Origin of the sequence: Citrobacter sedlakii NBRC 105722 (assembly GCF_000759835.1) — a bacterium.
GTDB lineage: Bacteria > Pseudomonadota > Gammaproteobacteria > Enterobacterales > Enterobacteriaceae > Citrobacter_A > Citrobacter_A sedlakii.
Genome location: NZ_BBNB01000015.1, coordinates 109,400 through 131,560 on the forward strand (window position 1 = coordinate 109,400; position 22,161 = coordinate 131,560).

The following is a 22,161-nucleotide window of genomic DNA, read 5'->3' on the forward strand; positions in this document are numbered from 1 at the left end:
GTCGCTACGTTACCCTCCGGCAAGACTATGTACTGAGAGTGGGGTAATTCCGCGTCGCCGTCAAATCATTGCGTTTTTTCTTTCCGCGGCTGGCGCAGAACTTCGTTGATCTGCGGTTGATCGACCGGACCGGTGATGCGATAGCGCAGAATCGACACTTTGTTCCACAGCGGCCCAAGCACCTTACTGGCGGCAAATACCGCCGCGCCGACGATCGGGTTGACCGCAAACGCGGCAGCCACGCCCACCGTGGCAGAGATTTCCGGCGCCACGACCGCTTCAATGTCCAGTTCGCGTCGCACCAGATTAACCGACCCTTTCATAGCGATATCCGCTTCCAGGCCGTCCACCAGCGTATCATCGGTATGCAACACGCCGTCTTTAATCCACGCGGTACTGCGGATCGAATCAAAGTAGAACCCTTCGCTAAAGGTGTCGCTAAAATCAAAACGCAGTTTACGCAGCAGCGCGTCTACGCTGAGCAAGCGCAGGAGCTGCCCGGCGTGGCCGGTGCTTAAGTCGGTGATTTCCCCTTTGCCCAGACGGGTACGAATAATCCCGTTGAGTGAGGCTTCATCTGGTTGCCACGGCGGATTGCGCCAGTGCAGATCGTAATCGACATTAAACGACGCGTTGCGCATCGGCGTGGTCACGCCAAAGAAGCCTGCCGCCGCATCAATCTTGTTGCCGCGCAGTTTACCTTTAATCGAAGTGCGTTCGCGGCCAGGCGCGTTGACCCACTGGCCGTCCGCGGTGAGCCGGGCAAAGCCGGTGTCCAGCAACCCGTTGCTCAGGTTCAGCGTATCGCCGTTGATCGCCAGATCGGCATCGATGCGCCCATACTTCTGCCCCCATAACCAGCATTCGCTACAGCGCAGCTGCATGTCAGGCCAGCCGCGGAAACTGACGCGATCTACAGTGGCAAACGGCGTCGCGGGAGCGTCGTTTTTTTCTGCAGGTTTCGCTGTGGACGGGTTGTAATAAAGGTATTTGATATTCGCCAGCCACGGCGCGTTATTGCGCATCGCCAGCGTCGCATTGATCTCTCGCCCCTGCGCTTCAACGGTCGTTCCGTTCAGCGCTGGCTGCGAAACAATGCTCATGTTGTTCCACTGTTGACCGCCCAGCGTCAGCGCTGGCGTACGCAGGGTAATGCGCTGAGGAAACTTCGCGCTGCTGGTCACGTTATCCGCCGCACCTTTCTGGAATAACGCCAGCCATTCGGCGCCATCCAACGCGGGCAGATTAAGTTCGATACCTTCCTGTTCGGGCAGTGGCGGTGTGGTTCGACTTTCCGCCGTCCAGATGGCGCGGTCCAGGGTAAGCTTCTGACCCAGCAGCCAGCGGCTGTTGAAATGGTTCTCTTTGTCTGCGTTGCCGGTGAGGGCAAAGCTACGCAGGTCGCCGTTAGCGGTAATGTTAACGGGTAACGGTTCACCGGCTTTTTTATTCAGCGGCGCTGGTAAGCGACTACTTACATTTTTAAGATCGCCGTTCAACTCAACGTGGTAATGCGCGCCTGAACGATACGGCAGGTCAATCCCCACCTTTCCCTTCCACGCCACGCTGCCACCGAGCGCGTCATTCACCTGAGCAGGCAATACACCAGTACGGGTGGGCTGCCAGTTACCGTTGAGGTTCACCGCGACCTGATACGCTTTTGCTCCCTGGGTCGTGGAGAAATCGACGTTTAACGGTTGATTAAACCAGTTCGCCGTCATCGGCCCACTGTTGAGATCGCCATTGGTAAAGCTGAATTTACCGCTAAGGTTTTTCAGGGTGCTGTCGATCGGTTTTATCAACAGACTGTTGTCGCGCAACGTGACGTCGCCTTTCGCCGTTACCAGCTCGCCGTCGAGGGGAATATCCAGATGTAAGCGAGCATTCACATCGCCGCCAATTTGCAACTGCTCAAGAGCGGCGCCGAGCGACTCTTTAAGCGGCGTACCGTCAAAATACGGCCCCACTGCGTCGCCAGGCCCAGTGATATCGGCATCAATCAACAGTTTTTCTTTCGAATAGTCGGGGATGACCGCTGTCAGATTGGAGGCTTTTACACCACCCAAATCGACACCGTCGGTTTTCATCCACAAGCCGTCGTTAAGGAAATCCAGCTCGATATCCAGATTGGTCAGCGCAGGCCAGTCCGGCTGGAAAGCGAATTTGGCGTTACGCAGCGGCACCAGCACTTCAAACTGGCCTTCGTTATGTTTATAAGGGAACAGATGGGGGTTTCCGCCATAGACCAGCGTCGCGTTATTCGCTTCACCGCCCTGAATCGCCCCGCTGAGATAGTCCACCAGCGCTTTGCCCATCAGGTTTTCCGGAAAATACCGCCAGGCCTGGGAGCCGTCGTCGGTGCTGATACCCGCCAGAATGCCCAGCCACGGCTCGTCGCCTGCGGGTTGCAGATAGCGGAAACCGCCGCGGGCATGTACCGCTTTGGCTTTAACGTCAATATCGCGCCCATCCAGTTGAAAACCTTTCTCATTCTTCAGCCAGTTCAGGGTCGCTACGCCATCTTCAATTTCTAACGGCGCGCGGAAAACCGTTTCATACGGCATTTTCGCCTGCTTCATGGCGGCGGTTAGCCGACCATCCTCAACGCTTCCTGAAAGGGTCCCGGAAAAATGCTCTGCTCCCGGCAACAGCTTCCACTGCTTCCACGCCAGATCGCGCCATGCAGCCTGAAAACGGGTCTTTTCGGTCGCATCAAGGGGGATATCCAGCGCCAGCGTGTCAATCGTTCCGCTCGGCTGCGTCGCCTGCCAGACTTCACCAAGCGCAGGCGAGAGCTTCGCCGCGACGGGGCGCAGCCCATCAAGGCCGGCTAAATCAAGATGGCTGGCGCGAATGCGTAGCTCGTCGCTACGTTTACCGTCCGCGCCGCCCACGTCCTGCTCAGGGATCCAGGCAAGCTGCAGTGCGCCGCTCGGCCAGCGCTTGCCGTCCATGGTGATGCGGGTATCTGGAATGGCGAACTGCCAACCGGGCTGTTCGCGACTGATATGCGCCGTCAGGTTATCGACTGCAAGCGTGTGGGTCGTGTTTTCGCCTTTCCAGCTCGCGCCGCCCTTTTTCAGCCAGACGTCGCCGCCAGCGATCTCTCCCTTGCTGATGTTCATCCAGCCCTCAAGACTAAAGCGCGCGGTTTCCAGCGCCACGTTGTCCTGCATCCATCGCCCCAACCACGGCTTGACGTCAATGTCGTCCGCCTGCAACCAGACGCGGCCGTTATTCAGCAGTCCATCATCGTCGCGCAGGTCCATACGGACCTGCATTACGCCATGTTGACCGGTCAGGCTCGACAGGCTGACCTGCCCCTCCGCGCGGTGACGGTTTCGGCTGTTAAGCCAGGTCAACTGGGGGATAGCCAACTGGGCGCGCTGGCCTGAAAGGGTCAGAAAGCTAATCTGGCTGTCGCGGAGATCGAAGTGATCGAACTGACGCAGAAAAAGATCGCTGATGCGTCCCGCTTCAGGGGTATCCGCGTCTCCGCTGCGCTGAATGGGGGTATTGGTGCGTAGGTTCAGTTGCCAGAACGTCAGATCGCGAAACTGCCAGCGCATATGCAGCAAACTTTGCCAGACATCCAGCGCCAGGGTGACGCGCTTCACCGCAAACTCGCCGCCGTCAGTTAGCTGCACGCGGATGTCCCGCGCTTCCAGCGTCGGACCAAAATTTTGCCAACTGGCGGTAAGCTGGCTGGCCTCCGTCGGCAAACCGGTCTCGGATTCGATCTTGGCGAGGATGGCAGGACGCCAGCTGTTGAGATGCGGCAGGGCCAGGCGCAGGCCACTGACCAGCAGCGCTACGATGACGACGAGCGCGGCTCCAGTGAGCAGTAATATCCCCGGCAATCGCCTCACGCGTCTCTCCTTGTCTGCCTGAAAGTGGCTCGCAAACTGCAAGCAAAGGGTGCCAGATGGCGGCGTGAACGCGTGATCTGGCCTACGTAAATGATTACATCATTACGACGTCGAACTGCTCCTGGTTATAGAGCGGTTCGATTTGCACTTTAACCTGTTTGCCAACAAAAATTTCCACTTCCGCCAGCGCGTGCGACTCCTCCCCTTTCAGGGCCTCCGCGACCGCCGGAGAAGCATAAACCAGGAAACGGTCGGAATCGTATGCATGATGCACGCGTACGATCTCACGCATAATTTCATAACACACGGTTTCCACCGTTTTCACCGTACCGCGACCGTGACAGGTTGGACACTCGTTGCAGAGCACATGTTCCACGCTTTCCCGCGTGCGTTTGCGCGTCATTTCCACCAGTCCCAACTGTGAAAAGCCATTGATGCTGGTTTTCACACGGTCTTTGCTCAGCGCCTGCTCCAGAGAATGCAGAACCCGACGGCGGTGATCGTCATTATTCATATCGATAAAGTCGATGATAATAATGCCGCCCAGATTGCGCAGGCGAAGCTGGCGGGCAATGGCCTGCGTGGCTTCGATATTGGTGTTAAAAATGGTGTCGTCGAGATTGCGATGGCCGACAAAAGCGCCGGTATTGATATCAACGGTCGTCATCGCTTCGGTCTGATCGATAATCAGATAGCCGCCGGACTTCAGCTCAACCTTGCGCTCCAGCGCCCGCTGGATCTCATTTTCCACATCAAAGAGATCAAAAATCGGCTGACGCCCGCTGTAATGCTCCAGCTTGCTGGTCATTTCCGGAATGTACTCGGCGGTAAACTCCAGCAGCGCCTCGTAGGTCAGACGGGAATCCACGCGAATGCGATCCAACTGCGCATCGGCAAAATCACGCAATACGCGCTGCGCCAGCGCCAGTTCGCCGTACATCTGATACCGCGTCTGCGGGCGCTTTTTGCGCTCCATGACTTTCGTCCAGACACGCTTGAGGTAGGCGGCATCGGAAGCCAGATCGTCTTCACATACGCCTTCTGCCGCGGTGCGAATGATAAATCCACCCTGCTCGTCGCAATATTCCGCCACCACCTTTTTCAGTCTTTCGCGTTCGGCTTCGCTTTCAATACGCTGAGACACCCCAACGTGTGACGCGCCGGGCATAAAGACCAGATAACGGGAAGGCAGGGTGATGTCGGTGGTCAGACGCGCGCCTTTGGTGCCGAGGGGATCTTTCACCACCTGCACCATCAGATCCTGTCCCTGACGCACCAGTTCGGAAATGTCCCGTACGGTAAACTGTTTCTGCTCATCGCCCGCCACGCATTCGGTATGCGGCATGATGTCAGAAGCATGAAGAAATGCGGCTTTATCCAGCCCAATATCTACAAAAGCCGCCTGCATACCCGGCAGTACGCGACTTACCCGACCTTTGTAGATATTGCCTACGATTCCTCGTCGCGCCTCACGCTCAATGTGAATCTCCTGGAGGATCCCGCCGTCGATATACGCCACACGCGTTTCCGATGGCGTTACGTTTACCAACAATTCAGCCGTCATGTTTATCCCTTTTCTCACGCAGTGAGTTAAAATTGCTTAGCAACTCATACGTTTCAACCAGCGGTAAGCCGACTACGGCGTGATAGCTGCCATTTATCTTCCTGACAAAACAGCCACCCAGCCCCTGAATACCGTATGCACCTGCTTTATCCATCGGTTCACCGCTGGCGATATAGTCAGCGATATCCGCATCCGACAACGCTCTGAACGTCACGTCGGTCACCACCAGACAGTCGAGCACGTACTGACTGTCGGCCAGCGCCACGGCGGTCATCACCTGGTGCGTCTGCCCGGATAGCTTACGCAGCATTGTCGCGGCGTGTTCTGCATCGCGCGGTTTCTCTAAAACTTCACCATGAAGGATGACGATCGTGTCCGCCCCCAGCACCGGCAAATCGCGCGGGGTCTGCGTCACGCCTGCCTGTGCTTTTTCACGCGCCAGCCGAGAGACATACTGCTGCGCGCTTTCCCCTGCGCCGCGCATCTCTTCGATACCGGTAACGATACGCTCGAACGCAACGCCCAATTGGGTGAGCAGTTCCTGGCGGCGGGGTGAACCGGAAGCTAAGTATAGAGACGTCATAGAAACCTTTATTGCACTTATTGCACCGCGAACTGCTGGCGGATTTTACGCATCAGCAAGAACAGCCACGGCCAGAGCACGCCGTTGACTACACTACTCCAGAACACTTCAGGTCTGAAAGAGACGTTGATCACTAAAAACTCTGACCAGAAAACAATAATATCCACCACCAGCGAAAGCAACATCACCACCAGAGCCTGCTGCCAGAGCGCCAGATTGCGGAATAACTGAAATTTTAATGCGACCAGATACGCGATGATGCTCATCGACAGCGCCCGCACGCCAAGCGTGGAACCGCTAATCAGATCCAGTATGGCACCCATCACAAAGCCTGTGCCCACATTTACGCGGTGCGGCAGCGCGAGGATCCAGTACAGTAAAATGAGCAGCACCCAGTTTGGCCGAAAGACGATGATCTCCTCCGGCCAGGGCATGATTTGTAATAAAAGCGCGATGAGAAACGAGAGCCAGATAACCCAGCGACCCTGGCTACGATAGCTCGCCACTACTGACCTCCCGACGGACGCGGCTGAGGCGACGCAGGCTGCGGCGTTACGGGCGTCGTGGCGATCCCGGTCGCTGGCGCGGGCATTGGCGCAGGCGGCCCCATCATATCCGGCGAGGGCAGCACCTGAGGCATCATCTGCGTCAGGCGCTCATTCGCCACGCGATGCACATCTTCCGGCGTCATGGGATTTGACCCGTTACGGTCGGCGCCCCACAACAGCAGCAGATAGCGCAGACGCTGTAAACCGGCGGTTGGACGCGCCTGTATCACGGTATATGCCCGCTGTGTATCCAGCTTAACGGAGGAAACCACGGCCACCGGATAACCTTCCGGGAAGCGCCCGCCCAGCCCCGACGTCACCAGCACATCGCCGACGCGAATGTCGGTATTGGCTGGCAGGTGTTCGAGCTGCAAATCATCGGTGCAGCCGTTACCGGCGGCAATCACACGGATATCGTTACGCAGTACCTGAATCGGCAGCGCATGGGTCGCGTCGCAAATCAGTAATACACGGCTGGTCAGCTTCGCCACCGCGACCACTTGGCCAACAACGCCTTTATCGCTGATGACCGGCTGGCCTTCGTAAACGCCGTTCACGCTGCCTTTGTCGATAACCACTTGATCGCTGTAGGGATCGTTAACCGTCGAGATGACCTGCGTCACCATTTTTTGTTCATCCTGACGCAGCGGCGATCCCAGCAGCTCGCGCAGACGCGCATTCTCCTGTTTGTACTGCCCGAGCATCAGCAGCTCGCTGTTTTTCAGCAGCAGTTCCTGACGCAGCGCCCGGTTTTCAAGCTCAAGCTGGTCGCGCGAAGCCAGCGTTTGCGAGACGCCATCAAGCAGTTCACGGGGACCATTGGAAATAAAGTAGAAAGGACTGACGGCGGTATCCATGTACGTGCGGATTTGACTGAACGTACCCAGACGGCTGTCGGCGATAATGACGCCGAGCGCCACCAGCACCGCCAGGATAAGGCGAATCTGTAGCGACGGGCCACGGCTAAAAATTGGCTTCATAAGTTTGCGTATTCTCGTATCAGATTCGGCAGAGGCGCCAGACACGCCCCTGCCTGCATCCGATTACTCTTCGCTGAACAGGTCGCCGCCGTGCATGTCGATCATTTCCAGCGCTTTGCCGCCGCCACGCGCCACACAGGTCAGCGGGTCTTCAGCGACAACAACTGGAATACCGGTTTCTTCCATTAACAGGCGGTCAAGATTGCGCAGCAGCGCGCCACCGCCGGTGAGCACCATGCCGCGCTCGGAGATATCAGACGCCAGTTCCGGCGGGCACTGTTCCAGCGCAACCATCACCGCGCTCACGATACCGGTCAGCGGTTCCTGCAGCGCTTCCAGGATTTCATTGGAGTTCAGGGTAAAGCCGCGTGGAACGCCTTCCGCCAGGTTACGACCACGCACTTCGATTTCGCGCACTTCGTCACCCGGGTAAGCGGAACCGATTTCGTGCTTAATACGTTCTGCGGTCGCTTCACCGATCAGAGAGCCGTAGTTACGGCGGACGTAATTGATGATTGCTTCGTCGAAGCGGTCACCGCCGATACGCACAGATGACGAATAAACGACGCCGTTCAGAGAGATAACGGCCACTTCCGTCGTCCCGCCACCGATATCCACCACCATGGAACCGGTTGCCTCAGAAACCGGCAGGCCTGCGCCGATAGCGGCAGCCATTGGCTCTTCGATCAGGAACACTTCACGGGCGCCTGCGCCCTGCGCGGATTCACGAATAGCACGGCGTTCAACCTGGGTCGCGCCAACCGGCACACACACCAGCACGCGCGGGCTTGGACGCATAAAGCTGTTGCTATGCACTTGCTTGATGAAGTGCTGGAGCATTTTTTCAGTCACGAAGAAGTCGGCGATCACGCCGTCTTTCATGGGGCGAATCGCAGCAATATTGCCCGGCGTACGGCCCAGCATCTGCTTCGCGTCATGACCTACTGCAGCCACGCTTTTCGGCGAACCGGCACGATCCTGACGAATGGCCACAACGGAAGGCTCATTCAATACGATGCCTTGTCCTTTTACATAAATAAGGGTATTCGCGGTACCCAGGTCAATGGACAAGTCATTGGAAAACATGCCACGAAATTTTTTCAACATACTAAGGGATAATCCTGAAAGCTGGGGCGGAAAACAAAATCCGCTTACTTTACCAACCACACGCAGCAGCGACAAGGCGCAAAAATCATCTGCTACGGTGAAAATTAGTGCAGTTCGTTTCCTCTGTTACAAATCTCTACCTGAGTCCCTCAGGGCTGAGCTTTTCAGCAGCAATCCTCGCTTTCATTTGCAACCTGTTTAAGGTCATTCACCTGCATATGTGCTGCAACACCCTGGCGAGCAGACAAGCACACCCCCATGAAAGCACAGCGCGCGTTATTCTACGTGAAAACTGAACAAACGGCAGGTCAAACCGAGTATCTTTGAGAATATTTTTTCACGTTTGTATCCAGCGGTTGGGAGGAGGCAAAGAAATCCCCCTGTCCGCCCGCAACGCCGCGGGCTGTCAGCGTCTGCCACTCGCCACGCGACCGTACGCCTGTCGCGTAAACCTGGGTATGGGTGCCCGAACAGGCTTCCACCAGGCTTTGCACCAGTAACTGGTTCTCTGTTCGCTTCTCAATGTTTCTGACCAATCCCGGATGGAGCTTGAGTAATTCCACATTGAGCTCTTTGATCCAACTGGTGCTGACCAACGTTAAACCCGCCTGGGTTACCGCCACCCGAACGCCTAACGCATTCACCAGACGAATAACTGGCTGTAACCGGCTGATGTGTTGACCCACATCTGCCTCTGCAAGTTCAATAATTATGCGTTTACGTTGTGATTTTTCACACTGCATCAAGGTATCACGCAGCCAGCGTTGAAAACGCGGGCGAATCAGCGACTCTACGGTGACCTGAATCGCCAGATTTTCTTCCGGCCAGTAGCCCAGGAGCGGAATGACCCGGCTGATCTGCAGACGGTCATACTCTTCCGACAGGCCGAACTGAAGCACCATCGGCATATATTCCGCCGAGCTAACCTCTTCATGGCCGTCAAAAATGCGGCACATCAGTTCCCGGTGGTGAACGCGCCCTTCGCGGGTAACCGCTGGCTTTTGATAAATGCGCGGCCCGCCGCGACTGAGCATTTGTTCAATGAGGGTGCGCCAGCGTACGTTGCCGCGCCCTTTTTCCGGCAGCGTATCATCGTACACCGCCCAACTATTTCCGCCCTGCAATACCGCGTTGCGGGTGGCCGCTTCCGCATGTTCCATCACCTGTTCGGTCGACTGGCCGCTACGCCAGGCGCAAATGCCGATATGGAACATATCGTCGCGATCGAGCATTTTATTGGTTGGCAGCGCATCGACCGCTTTCAGAAGTTGCCCGGCGACGCTCTCCGCCTCTTTCAGGGTACGGTGCGGCAACAGCACGGCGAAGTCACTGCGATGGTAACGCGCCAGCAGCGCGCCCGGAAAGCGCAGGATAAAGGTGGATAACAAATTGATCAGGCTGAACAGTTCTTCTTCGGCGAGGTTGCGTCCCCAACTGTCACGCAGCAAATTGAAGTCCGGCAGACGAATCATCATCACCACCCCATGAGCGCCGACCTTTTCTTGATCGTCCAGCAGTGTCGCCAGTTGGTTATCAAAAAAGAGACGGTTGCTGAGGCCGGTTTTGGTGTCCTGAGCCGCGTACGAGCGAATAAGCGTATCGAGTCGGCTGCGTTGCTCTTGCGCGCTCTGGATCTCGGAGAGCAGCATGTCCAGCGCGCTGCTGGTGCGCGCCGGCCATTCATACACGCTGCCGCGAACATTCGGTCCGCGCTCGCCGTTCAGGATCCGCGTAGAACGCACCTCCAGTAGCTCCTGGCCGGAAAGTTGGCGCTGCAGCCAGCGCACCGCCAGAAACAGCATCAGGATAATAAAACCGATCGCCAGCGTGAGCGGCGCGGTGGTCATCAGCGAATGAAAATAATTCCCCATCGGATCCTGATAAACCAGATCCATCGTCATGCCCGGATGTTTTAACAGCGGTACCGACAGTTCCCGGAACATATTACTGGTGCCAACCGGACGGTAGCTGCTGGCGCGCGTCTGGGTAAAGATCGTTTTTTCACCCTGGCGCAAATCAAGCCGGACGATATCCGCAGACATCATCAGTTCGTTGATGTGTGGTGACAGCGCGTTGTAATCGCGCGAAACGAGATGCGTATCGATGGCAGTGGCGACCGCCTGCACGCGATGACTCATTTTGTACTGGATGGCATTGTAAAAACTCAGCGAGCAGCCGATCAGGGTGACAAAAATGGTCAACCCGGTGAGTAGCGTAACAAAAGCTGAGAATTTCGTCGTTAATCGCATCCTTGTGTTAACTCCGCCAGTAAATTGCGACACGAAAATGCATAACCAAACGCGAAATCCGCCTGGTTGCGCAAAGAGTGAGTGCATACTACCAAATCAGGTGTATCTGGCAATTTATTGCGTTGAATCGACGTCACGTTTCAATTAGCGAGTATAGTCTTCAGGAATCATTTTCCAATCCACTACGCAACATTGAGGACAGGTTATGCAGGCTTTGATATTGGAACAGCAGGACGGTAAAACCCTCGCATCCGTGCAGACGCTTGAAGAAAGCCGGTTGCCGGAAGGCGATGTTACCGTGGACGTGCACTGGTCCAGTCTGAACTACAAAGATGCGCTCGCGATCACCGGAAAGGGAAAAATCATTCGTCATTTTCCGATGATTCCTGGAATTGATTTCGCTGGCACTGTGCGCACAAGCGAGGATCCGCGTTTTCATGCCGGTCAGGACGTTTTACTGACCGGATGGGGCGTTGGCGAGAATCATTGGGGCGGTCTGGCCGAGCAGGCGCGCGTCAAAGCGGACTGGCTGGTGGCGATGCCGAAAGGCCTGGATAGCCGTAAGGCAATGGTGATCGGTACGGCGGGCTTCACCGCCATGCTCTGCGTAATGGCTCTGGAAGAGGCCGGTATCCGTCCTGAAGATGGCGAAATCGTGGTGACCGGCGCCAGCGGCGGCGTGGGCAGTACGGCTGTCGCCCTGTTGCATAAGCTGGGTTATCAGGTCGTTGCCGTATCGGGTCGTGAAAGCACCCATACTTATCTGAAACAACTTGGCGCCCAGCGCATTTTGGGACGCGACGAGTTCGCTGAGTCTCGCCCGCTGGAAAAACAGCTGTGGGCAGGCGCGGTGGATACCGTTGGCGATAAGGTGCTGGCAAAAGTTCTGGCACAGATGAACTACGGGGGTTGCGTGGCGGCCTGTGGCCTGGCGGGCGGTTTTGCCCTGCCGACAACGGTGATGCCGTTTATTCTGCGCAACGTGCGTTTGCAGGGTGTGGATTCCGTGATGACGCCGCCCGCCCGCCGCGCCCAGGCCTGGGAACGACTGGTTCGTGACCTGCCGGAAAGCTTCTACGCGCAAGCCACAACGGAGATCGCGCTGGCCGACGCGCCGAAATTCGCCGACGCCATCATGAACAATCAGGTTCAGGGCCGTACGCTGGTTAAGGTTAAATAAGCCGTAGCGCTGCAAAAATTTACATTTAAATAACGAAATTTCTCAGCGCATTGACAGACTCCCTGCCATAGTAACTACGCGTTACGCGTATGCCGGGAGTCTGTTATGAAAAAATACCGTCCACTTACTGAAGCCGATGTCACCGCCGAATCGGCTTTTTTTATGCATCGCCGCCAGGTGCTTAAAGCCCTGGGCATCAGCGCTGCCGCCCTCTCGCTCCCTACAACGGCGCAGGCCGATCTGTTGGGATGGTTTAAAGGCAACGATCGCCCCCCCGCGCCTGCCGGAAAGCCGCTCGACTTCAGTAAACCCAGCGAGTGGCAAAACAGCCTGCCCTTAACGCCGGAAGATAAGGTCACTGGCTATAACAACTTCTATGAATTCGGACTGGATAAAGCCGATCCGGCGGCCAATGCCGGCAGCATGAAAACCGATCCCTGGACGCTGAAAATCAGCGGAGAGGTCGCTAAACCCCTGACGCTGGACCACGACGCCTTAACCACCCGCTTTCCTTTAGAAGAACGCATTTACCGGATGCGCTGCGTCGAGGCCTGGTCAATGGTGGTACCGTGGATTGGCTTTCCTTTACATAAGCTGCTCGCGCTTGTCGAACCCACCAGCAATGCCCGTTATGTGGCGTTCGAGACGCTTTACGCGCCGGACGATATGCCGGGACAAAAAGATCGTTTTATCGGCGGCGGGTTGAAGTATCCCTACGTTGAAGGCCTGCGGCTTGACGAAGCCATGCACCCGCTTACCCTGCTCACCGTTGGCGTCTACGGTAAAGCGCTACCGCCGCAAAACGGCGCGCCCATCCGTCTGACAGTGCCGTGGAAATATGGCTTCAAAGGCATTAAATCGATCGTTAGCATCAAACTCACCCGCGAACGACCGCCGACCACCTGGAATCTCGCCGCCCCGGATGAGTACGGTTTTTACGCCAACGTGAATCCGCACGTCGATCATCCGCGCTGGTCGCAGGCCACGGAGCGATTTATCGGTACGGGCGGGATCCTTGACGTTAAGCGCCAGCCGACCTTGCTGTTCAACGGCTATGGCGAGCAGGTGGCGTCGTTATACCGGGGACTGGATCTGCGGGAGAACATATAAGTGCGGCTGAATGCAAAACAGATTACCTGGCTGAAAATCCTCCTTCACCTGGCGGGGATTGTGCCGTTGCTTTGGCTGTTCTGGGCAATTAACAGCGGCGGGTTAAGCGCCGATCCGGTGAAAGATATTCAGCATTTTACCGGTAGGACCGCTCTGAAATTTCTCCTGGCGACCTTGTTGGTCACGCCGCTGGCGCGTTACGCTAAACAGCCCTTATTGATACGCACGCGGCGTTTGCTGGGGCTATGGTGTTTTGCCTGGGCCACGCTGCATTTAACCAGCTATGCGCTGTTGGAGCTGGGCATTCAGAATCTGGGTTTACTGGGCCGCGAATTGATTACGCGCCCGTATTTGACGCTGGGCATTATCAGCTGGCTTATTTTGCTGGCGCTGACGCTGACCTCCACGCAGGCGGCGCAGCGCAAGCTGGGCAAACGCTGGCAATTGCTGCATAACGTCGTCTATCTGGTGGCGATCCTCGCCCCTTTACATTATCTCTGGTCAGTGAAGGTTTTATCCCCGCAACCCGTTATTTACGCCCTGCTGGCGCTGGCGCTTTTAGCCTGCCGTTACAAGAAGTTTCGCCAGTGGTGGCGCTAGTTCAGCGAAGTGTGCTGTCGGTTACAAAACGCAGAGACTCAGATGTTATTTACGTGTTAGCGGTTGATTATCTTCCCTGATAAGACCAGTATTTAGCTGCCAATTGCTACGAAATCGTTATAATGTGCGACCCTGACCTCCCGAAAGGCGTTTTTAAGCCGCTGAAAGGGTGACAATCGCGCTTTGAAGGTATATTTTGTTTTTTGCCGGAGGATTGCCGCAAATCGCAGCATTTTAACCGACAAGTCTCACTTGAGGCGTAAAGGCGAAATAGACCGACGTCCTGACAGGCAAACGCGCTGTTGCCGTTGGGACTCACGCTTTACAGACAGCGGTAACCCCTCTGTCACAATCACACTAAACAAAGAGTACGGAACCCACTCATGGATATTCGTAAGATTAAAAAACTGATCGAGCTGGTTGAAGAATCAGGCATCTCCGAACTGGAAATTTCTGAAGGCGAAGAATCTGTACGCATCAGTCGTGCAGCGCCGGCAGGCAGCTTCCCGGTTATGCAACAGGCTTACGCTGCGCCAGTGATGCAGCAGCAACCGGCTCTGTCTAACGCAGTTGCTCCGGCAGCAGAAGCGCCGGCAGCCGCCGCAGCGGAAATCAGTGGTCACATCGTACGTTCCCCAATGGTTGGTACTTTCTACCGCACCCCGAGCCCGGACGCCAAAGCGTTCATCGAAGTGGGTCAGAAAGTCAACGTCGGCGATACCCTGTGCATCGTCGAAGCCATGAAAATGATGAACCAGATCGAAGCAGACAAATCAGGTACTGTGAAAGCGATCCTGGTCGAAAGTGGTCAGCCGGTAGAATTTGACGAGCCGCTGGTCGTCATCGAGTAACGAGGCGAACATGCTGGATAAAATTGTTATCGCCAACCGTGGCGAGATTGCACTGCGTATTCTTCGTGCCTGTAAAGAACTGGGCATCAAGACCGTGGCCGTGCACTCCAGCGCGGACCGCGATTTAAAACACGTATTGCTGGCGGATGAGACGGTCTGTATTGGCCCGGCTCCGTCCGTAAAAAGTTATCTGAACATCCCGGCGATCATCAGCGCCGCCGAAATCACCGGCGCGGTCGCGATTCACCCGGGTTACGGCTTCCTCTCTGAGAACGCCAACTTTGCCGAGCAGGTTGAACGTTCCGGCTTTATCTTCATCGGCCCGAAAGCCGACACTATTCGCCTGATGGGCGACAAAGTGTCTGCGATTACCGCCATGAAGAAAGCAGGCGTACCGACTGTACCGGGTTCTGACGGCCCGCTGACCGATGATATGGATGCGAACCGCGCCCATGCGAAACGCATCGGTTACCCGGTGATCATCAAAGCCTCCGGCGGCGGCGGCGGTCGCGGTATGCGCGTGGTGCGCAGCGATGCTGAACTGGCGCAGTCCATTTCCATGACCAAGGCGGAAGCGAAAGCGGCTTTCAGCAATGACATGGTGTACATGGAGAAATACCTCGAAAACCCACGCCACATCGAAATTCAGGTGCTGGCTGACGGTCAGGGGAACGCGATCTATCTGGCGGAACGTGACTGCTCCATGCAGCGTCGTCACCAGAAAGTCGTCGAAGAAGCGCCAGCGCCGGGCATTACCCCGGAACTGCGTCGTTACATCGGCGAGCGTTGCGCGAAAGCGTGCGTCGATATCGGCTATCGCGGGGCGGGTACCTTTGAGTTCCTGTTCGAAAACGGCGAGTTCTACTTCATTGAGATGAATACCCGTATTCAGGTTGAACATCCGGTTACCGAAATGATTACCGGCGTCGATCTGATCAAAGAACAACTGCGTATCGCAGCCGGTCAGCCCCTGTCCATCAAACAGGAAGAAGTTGTGGTTCGCGGCCATGCGGTGGAATGCCGTATCAACGCCGAAGACCCGAATACCTTCCTGCCAAGCCCCGGCAAAATCACGCGTTTCCATGCGCCTGGCGGTTTTGGCGTGCGCTGGGAGTCCCATATCTACGCCGGTTACACCGTACCGCCGTACTATGATTCCATGATCGGCAAGCTCATCTGCTACGGCGAAAACCGTGACGTGGCGATTGCCCGCATGAAGAACGCCCTGCAGGAGCTGATCATCGACGGTATCAAAACCAACGTTGATTTGCAGACCCGCATTATGAACGACGAGCACTTCCAGAATGGTGGCACGAACATCCACTACCTGGAGAAAAAACTCGGTCTGAACGAGAAGTAAGTCAGCGTTAATGCGAAAAGGCCGGGCAACCCGGCCTTTTTTATTTCTGGGGATCGCCAGGCCCCATCATGTACAATCCCCGCTTTCTTCATCCACAAGGGACAAAAAATGGACAAACGTTTTGTTCAGGCCCATAAAGAAGCGCGCTGGGCGCTGTGGCTGACCCTTCTTTATCTTGCTGCATGGTTAGTGACCGCTTACTTACCCGGCGTGACGCCGGGTTTCACCGGGCTGCCCCATTGGTTTGAGATGGCCTGCCTGTTGACGCCGCTGATCTTCATTCTGCTGTGCTGGGCAATGGTAAAATTTATCTATCGCGACATTCCGCTGGAGGATGACGATGCAGCTTGAAGTCATTCTGCCGCTGGTTGCCTACCTGGTTGTGGTATTTGCCATTTCTGTTTATGCCATGCGTAAAAGGCAGACCGGCTCATTTCTGAATGAATATTTCCTCGGCAGCCGCTCAATGGGCGGGGTTGTGCTGGCCATGACCCTGACCGCGACCTATATCAGCGCCAGTTCATTTATTGGTGGCCCGGGCGCCGCCTACAAATACGGGCTGGGCTGGGTTCTGCTGGCAATGATTCAGCTCCCCGCTGTCTGGCTCTCGCTGGGCGTCCTCGGTAAAAAGTTCGCCATTCTCGCGCGCCGTTATAATGCCGTGACCCTTAATGACATGCTGTTTGCCCGCTACCAAAGCCGACTGCTGGTGTGGCTGGCGAGTCTCAGCCTGCTGGTGGCCTTTGTCGGGGCGATGACAGTGCAGTTCATCGGCGGCGCGCGGCTGCTGGAAACGGCGGCGGGTATTCCTTACGAAACCGGGCTGCTGATTTTCGGGGTCAGTATCGCGCTGTACACCGCCTTTGGCGGCTTTCGCGCCAGCGTGCTGAACGACACCTTGCAAGGGTTGGTGATGCTTATTGGTACGATCGTTCTGCTGGTCGGTATCGTGTACGCCGCAGGCGGTTTAGGACACGCGGTTGCAACCCTCGAGGCCATTAATCCGCAACTGATCTCCCCTCGGGGGGCGGATGATATCCTGTCTCCCGCCTTTATGACCTCGTTCTGGGTGTTGGTGTGCTTTGGCGTGATCGGGCTGCCGCATACGGCGGTACGCTGTATTTCGTATAAAGACAGCAAGGCCGTGCATCGCGGGATGATCATCGGCACCATCGTGGTCGCGATCCTGATGTTCGGGATGCACCTTGCGGGCGCGCTGGGACGCGCGGTGATCCCGGACCTGACGGTGCCGGATCTGGTGATTCCCACCCTGATGGTCAAGGTGTTGCCGCCTTTCGCTGCCGGGATCTTCCTGGCTGCGCCAATGGCGGCGATTATGTCGACGATCAATGCGCAATTGCTGCAGAGTTCCGCTACGATCATTAAAGATCTCTACCTCAATATTCGCCCGGATCACGCGGAAAATGAGACGCGGCTGAAGCGTATGTCCGCGGCGATCACCTTGATCCTGGGAGCGCTGTTATTGCTGGCGGCCTGGAAGCCGCCAGAGATGATTATCTGGCTGAATCTGCTGGCGTTTGGCGGACTGGAAGCGGTATTCCTGTGGCCTCTGGTGCTTGGGCTGTACTGGGAGCGCGCAAACGCAACCGGGGCGTTGAGCGCGATGATCGTCGGTGGTGGGCTATACGCCATCCTCGCCACCCTGAATATTCAGTATCAGGGCTTTCACCCGATAGTGCCCTCGCTACTGCTAAGTCTGCTGGCCTTTCTGGTCGGAAACCGTTTCGGTTCCCCCGCACCACAGGCCGCCGTATTGTCTACTGATAAATAAAGAGTTTTGCCATGCCATGGATCCAATTAAAACTGAATACCACCGGTGCGAATGCGGAAGATCTGAGTGATGCGTTAATGGAAGCAGGCGCTGTTTCCATTACCTTCCAGGATACCCACGACACGCCGGTTTTCGAGCCATTGCCGGGCGAAACCCGCCTGTGGGGCGACACTGACGTGATCGGCCTGTTTGACGCCGAGACGGACATGAAAGAGGTGGTCGCGATTCTCGAGAATCATCCGCTGCTTGGCGCGGGTTTTGCCCATAAAATCGAACAGTTAGAAGATAAAGACTGGGAGCGCGAATGGATGGAAAACTTCCACCCGATGCGCTTTGGCGAACGCCTGTGGATCTGCCCCAGCTGGCGTGAAGTCCCCGACGAAAACGCGGTCAACGTCATGCTCGACCCGGGACTGGCGTTCGGCACCGGTACACATCCAACGACCTCCCTGTGCCTGCAATGGCTGGACAGCCTCGATTTAACCGGTAAAACCGTGATCGACTTCGGCTGTGGCTCCGGCATTCTGGCGATTGCGGCGCTGAAGCTTGGGGCGGCGAAAGCCATCGGCGTGGACATTGATCCGCAGGCGATTCAGGCCAGTCGCGACAACGCCGAACGTAACGGCGTTTCCGATCGCCTGGCGCTTTACCTGCCGCAGGATCAACCAGAAGCCCTGAAAGCCGACGTGGTGGTCGCTAATATCCTTGCTGGCCCGTTACGCGAGCTGGCGCCGTTAATCAGCGTCCTGCCCGTTACAGGCGGTTTGCTGGGCCTTTCCGGTATCCTCGCCAGCCAGGCGGAAAGCGTCTGCGAAGCCTATGCCGATCTCTTCGCCCTCGATCCGGTAGTGGAAAAAGAGGAGTGGTGCCGGATCACCGGAATAAAACAGTAATCCCTTTTTTCAATATGGCCTGTTAGCAGGCCTTTTTTTCGGCTTTTTACCTCTTCTCCATCGCCTTCCATTCGCTAAAATAGTGACGTAACCAATTGAAGTTACACATATAAAAATCATATACATTCATTGGAAGAATACGATGAACCATTCTTTGAGCAAGGCAGCGCTTCTGGCGCTAAGTATCATGCCGTTTACGGCACTGGCCTCACACTGGACCTATGAAGGCGAAGGCGCCCCGGAGCACTGGGGTACGCTGAGTGAGGAATATAAAACCTGTCAGACAGGAATGAATCAGTCCCCTGTTAATATCGACCATACGGTCAATGCCCATTTGAGTCCGCTGGCTACCCACTATGTTGATGGCCCTGTCACGCTGATCAACAACGGGCATACCATTCAGGCCGGGTTAAAATCCACCACTGCGGATACCGTAACGATCGATGGCCAACCATTCACGTTGCAGCAGTTTCACTTCCATGCGCCGAGCGAAAACACCGTTCACGGTAAGCATTACGCCATGGAGATGCATCTGGTGCATAAAGATGCGAAAGGGGCGATTACCGTCGTCGCCGTCATGTTCGACAAAGGCGCCGCCAATAGCGAGCTGGAAAAGCTGTGGGCGACGATGCCGGAAAAAGCCGCTCAGGACGTCAAGATTACCACCCAGATGGACCTGAACGCGCTGTTGCCAAAAGAGAAATCTTACTGGCGTTTCAGCGGCTCTCTGACCACACCGCCCTGCTCTGAAGGCGTGACCTGGATCGTTCTTAAGCATCCGCTGACCCTCTCTGCGGCACAGCTGGAGAAGTTCAGCCACACCATGCACCATGACAATAGCCGCCCGGCACAGCCGCTGAATGGCCGCGTGGTGGTTGAGTAAACGACGACACGGTAAACGTTCATGCCTGAAATGAGAGCATAGTCACACTATGACCTGCTAATCTGCTGGTTAATTCAGCAGATTATCTTGTCAGCTTCTGTGGTATCGAAGAAAAAATGAGAAGTTACGCAAAATAATACGCGTACAGAAATTCGACACATTTTTTTAATTTAATGATTTATAAAGCTAATTATTCAAGTCACCTTCGTTTAACGGTGATTCTTTGATCCATCTCAGAGGATTGGTCAAAGTTTGGCCTTTCATCTCGTGCAAAAAATGCGTAATATACGCCGCCTTGCAGTCACAGTATGGTCATTTCTTAACTCATGCGCATCAGACAATACCAGCTCAGAAATCGCCTGATCGCAGCGCCAATGGCTGGCATCACTGACAGACCCTTTCGGACGCTGTGCTACGAGATGGGAGCAGGATTGACCGTATCCGAGATGATGTCTTCTAACCCGCAGGTTTGGGAAAGCGACAAGTCCCGGCTACGGATGGTGCACGTTGATGAGCCAGGAATTCGCACGGTGCAAATTGCCGGTAGCGACCCTGTTGAGATGGCCGATGCCGCACGTATCAACGTGGAAAGCGGCGCCCAGATTATTGATATCAATATGGGGTGTCCGGCTAAAAAAGTGAATCGCAAGCTCGCAGGTTCAGCCCTCTTGCAGTACCCGGAATTAGTGAAGTCAATACTAACCGAGGTCGTCAGAGCAGTGGACGTTCCTGTCACCCTGAAGATTCGCACCGGCTGGGCTCCGGAACACCGTAACTGCGTAGAGATTGCCCAACTGGCTGAAGACTGTGGCATTCAGGCTCTGACCATTCATGGACGCACCCGCGCCTGTTTGTTCAATGGAGATGCTGAGTACGACAGTATTCGGGCAGTTAAGCAGAAAGTTTCCATTCCGATTATCGCGAATGGCGACATTACTGACCCGCTTAAAGCCAGAGCTGTGCTCGACTATACGGGGGCTGATGCCCTGATGATAGGCCGCGCAGCTCAGGGAAGACCCTGGATCTTCCGGGAAATCCAGCATTATCTGGACACTGGGGAGCTGCTGTCCCCCCTGCCTTTGGCAGAGGTTAAGCGCTTGCTTTGTGCGCATGTTCGGGAATTGCATGACTTTTATGGCCAGGCAAAAGGGTACCGAATTGCGCGTAAACACGTCTCCTGGTATCTCCAGGAGCACGCTCCAAATGACCAGTTTCGGCGCACATTCAACGCCATTGAGGATGCCAGCGAACAGCTGGAGGCGTTGGAGGCATACTTCGAAAATTTTGCGTAATGAAATAAAGAGCTGACAGAACTATGTTCGAACAACGCGTAAATTCTGACGTACTGACCGTTTCTACCGTTAACTCTCAGGATCAGGTAACTCAAAAGCCCCTGCGTGACTCGGTTAAACAGGCACTGAAGAACTATTTTGCTCAACTGAACGGTCAGGATGTTAATGACCTCTATGAGCTGGTACTGGCTGAAGTTGAACAGCCCCTGTTGGACATGGTGATGCAATACACCCGCGGTAACCAGACCCGTGCTGCTCTGATGATGGGCATCAACCGTGGTACGCTGCGTAAAAAATTGAAAAAATACGGCATGAACTGATACTAATCAGTTAACTGTCTGATATAAAAGGCGCTACTCGGCATGGGGAAGCGCCTTTTTTATACGCATTTCTTGTGGAGTAGAGATGAAAACGGGAGTTGAACCACACTACTTTGGCAATGAATCGACGTCGGTCATTCACGGAGATGCGTTAGCCGAACTCAAGAAATTACCCACTGAAAGCGTCGACTTAATTTTTGCCGATCCGCCCTATAACATCGGAAAAGATTTTGACGGCATGCGGGAAGCCTGGGACGCGGACGTTTTCCTCGCCTGGCTGTTCGAATGCATTGAAGAGTGTCATCGGGTACTGAAAAAGCAGGGCACGATGTACATCATGAACAGCACCGAGAACATGCCATATATTGATCTCAAGTGCCGGAATCTGTTTACCATCAAGAGCCGGATCGTCTGGTCCTACGACAGCTCAGGCGTACAGGCGAAGAAATATTTCGGCTCAATGTACGAACCGATCCTGATGATGGTAAAAGACGCCAAAAATTACACCTTCAATAGCGAAGCGATTCTGGTTGAGACAAAAACCGGCGCTAAACGAGCGTTGATCGACTACCGTAAAAACCCGCCTCAGCCCTACAACACGCAAAAAGTCCCGGGAAACGTCTGGGAGTTTCCCCGTGTGCGTTACCTGATGAATGAATATGAAAACCATCCGACGCAAAAGCCTGTCGCCCTGTTAAAGCGGATCGTATTGGCCTCCTCAAACCCTGGCGATACCGTCCTTGATCCTTTCGCGGGCAGCTTTACCACCGGCGCGGTGGCGCTGGAGACAGGACGGAAGTTCATTGGTATTGAGGTAAATGATGAATACGTCAAGATAGGCCTGCGACGCATGAATGTGACCTCGCACTTCACCAGCGATGAGCTTGCGAAAGTGAAAAAACGGAAGACGAAAAATTTGTCGAAAAAGAGCCGCACGGGCCCCAAAACGCTCAGCGTCGTGACAAAGTAAAAGCATTGTA

At 55.4% G+C, this 22,161-nt stretch carries 19 protein-coding genes; 12 read left to right on the forward strand and 7 right to left on the reverse strand.

Annotation, left to right across the window (positions count from 1 at the left end):
* Positions 1–65 precede the first annotated feature (65 nt).
* The 7 genes from yhdP to csrD form a co-directional block, all read right to left on the reverse strand.
* On the reverse strand, positions 66–3,869 hold the full coding sequence (gene yhdP / locus CSE01S_RS19330) for an AsmA2 domain-containing protein YhdP (protein ID WP_042291979.1): 3,804 nt from the start codon (positions 3,867–3,869) through the stop codon (positions 66–68).
* Positions 3,870–3,963: 94 nt separating this feature from the next.
* Positions 3,964–5,433 carry a ribonuclease G gene (gene rng, locus CSE01S_RS19335; protein WP_042291983.1) on the reverse strand — a complete coding sequence of 490 codons (1,470 nt, stop codon included), beginning with the start codon at positions 5,431–5,433 and terminating at the stop codon, positions 3,964–3,966.
* Entirely contained in the window at positions 5,423–6,016 is a 594-nt protein-coding gene (locus CSE01S_RS19340; RefSeq protein WP_042291984.1) for a Maf family protein, read from the reverse strand. Before CSE01S_RS19340 ends, rng begins: the two co-directional genes overlap by 11 nt.
* 17 nt (positions 6,017–6,033) lie before the next feature.
* A complete protein-coding gene (gene mreD, locus CSE01S_RS19345; protein WP_042291986.1) occupies positions 6,034–6,522 on the reverse strand; it encodes a rod shape-determining protein MreD in 489 nt (162 codons plus the stop codon).
* Positions 6,522–7,544, reverse strand: a complete 1,023-nt coding sequence (mreC, locus tag CSE01S_RS19350; RefSeq protein WP_042291987.1) for a rod shape-determining protein MreC — start codon at positions 7,542–7,544, stop codon at positions 6,522–6,524. The genes mreD and mreC overlap by 1 nt, the downstream gene beginning before the upstream one ends.
* Positions 7,545–7,607: 63 nt before the next feature.
* Positions 7,608–8,651, reverse strand: coding sequence for a rod shape-determining protein MreB (gene mreB / locus CSE01S_RS19355; RefSeq protein WP_000913396.1), 1,044 nt, complete (start codon positions 8,649–8,651; stop codon positions 7,608–7,610).
* Between the two features lie 308 nt (positions 8,652–8,959).
* Positions 8,960–10,900, reverse strand: a complete 1,941-nt coding sequence (csrD, locus tag CSE01S_RS19365) for an RNase E specificity factor CsrD (RefSeq protein WP_042291991.1) — start codon at positions 10,898–10,900, stop codon at positions 8,960–8,962.
* A gap of 205 nt (positions 10,901–11,105) precedes the next feature.
* Here csrD and acuI point away from each other — a divergent pair, with 205 nt between their 5' ends.
* From acuI to yhdJ, 12 genes are all read left to right on the forward strand, one after another.
* Positions 11,106–12,080, forward strand: a complete 975-nt coding sequence (gene acuI / locus CSE01S_RS19370; RefSeq protein ID WP_042291994.1) for an acrylyl-CoA reductase (NADPH) — start codon at positions 11,106–11,108, stop codon at positions 12,078–12,080.
* A 105-nt stretch (positions 12,081–12,185) separates the two neighbouring features.
* A complete protein-coding gene (gene msrP, locus CSE01S_RS19375; protein ID WP_042291996.1) occupies positions 12,186–13,190 on the forward strand; it encodes a protein-methionine-sulfoxide reductase catalytic subunit MsrP in 1,005 nt (334 codons plus the stop codon).
* Complete coding sequence (msrQ, locus tag CSE01S_RS19380; protein WP_042291999.1) at positions 13,191–13,790, forward strand: protein-methionine-sulfoxide reductase heme-binding subunit MsrQ; 600 nt, start codon at positions 13,191–13,193, stop codon at positions 13,788–13,790.
* Positions 13,791–14,173: 383 nt separating this feature from the next.
* On the forward strand, positions 14,174–14,641 hold the full coding sequence (gene accB / locus CSE01S_RS19385) for an acetyl-CoA carboxylase biotin carboxyl carrier protein (RefSeq protein ID WP_042292003.1): 468 nt from the start codon (positions 14,174–14,176) through the stop codon (positions 14,639–14,641).
* 10 nt (positions 14,642–14,651) lie between these two features.
* Complete coding sequence (accC, locus tag CSE01S_RS19390; RefSeq protein WP_042292006.1) at positions 14,652–16,001, forward strand: acetyl-CoA carboxylase biotin carboxylase subunit; 1,350 nt, start codon at positions 14,652–14,654, stop codon at positions 15,999–16,001.
* A 108-nt stretch (positions 16,002–16,109) separates the two neighbouring features.
* Positions 16,110–16,352: a YhdT family protein gene (locus tag CSE01S_RS19395; RefSeq protein ID WP_042292008.1), complete on the forward strand. Its 243-nt coding sequence runs from the start codon at positions 16,110–16,112 to the stop codon at positions 16,350–16,352.
* Positions 16,342–17,793 carry a sodium/pantothenate symporter gene (panF, locus tag CSE01S_RS19400; RefSeq protein WP_042292011.1) on the forward strand — a complete coding sequence of 484 codons (1,452 nt, stop codon included), beginning with the start codon at positions 16,342–16,344 and terminating at the stop codon, positions 17,791–17,793. Before CSE01S_RS19395 ends, panF begins: the two co-directional genes overlap by 11 nt.
* A gap of 11 nt (positions 17,794–17,804) precedes the next feature.
* Complete coding sequence (gene prmA / locus CSE01S_RS19405; protein ID WP_042292014.1) at positions 17,805–18,686, forward strand: 50S ribosomal protein L11 methyltransferase; 882 nt, start codon at positions 17,805–17,807, stop codon at positions 18,684–18,686.
* Between the two features lie 142 nt (positions 18,687–18,828).
* Positions 18,829–19,569 carry a carbonic anhydrase gene (locus tag CSE01S_RS19410; protein ID WP_042292016.1) on the forward strand — a complete coding sequence of 247 codons (741 nt, stop codon included), beginning with the start codon at positions 18,829–18,831 and terminating at the stop codon, positions 19,567–19,569.
* A 326-nt stretch (positions 19,570–19,895) separates the two neighbouring features.
* Positions 19,896–20,861 (forward strand): tRNA dihydrouridine synthase DusB, encoded by a 966-nt coding sequence (gene dusB / locus CSE01S_RS19415; RefSeq protein ID WP_042292018.1) that lies wholly within the window; start codon positions 19,896–19,898, stop codon positions 20,859–20,861.
* A 23-nt stretch (positions 20,862–20,884) separates the two neighbouring features.
* Positions 20,885–21,181, forward strand: a complete 297-nt coding sequence (gene fis / locus CSE01S_RS19420; protein ID WP_000462905.1) for a DNA-binding transcriptional regulator Fis — start codon at positions 20,885–20,887, stop codon at positions 21,179–21,181.
* Positions 21,182–21,266: 85 nt separating this feature from the next.
* Positions 21,267–22,151: an adenine-specific DNA-methyltransferase gene (gene yhdJ, locus CSE01S_RS19425; RefSeq protein ID WP_042292021.1), complete on the forward strand. Its 885-nt coding sequence runs from the start codon at positions 21,267–21,269 to the stop codon at positions 22,149–22,151.
* Positions 22,152–22,161 lie beyond the last annotated feature (10 nt).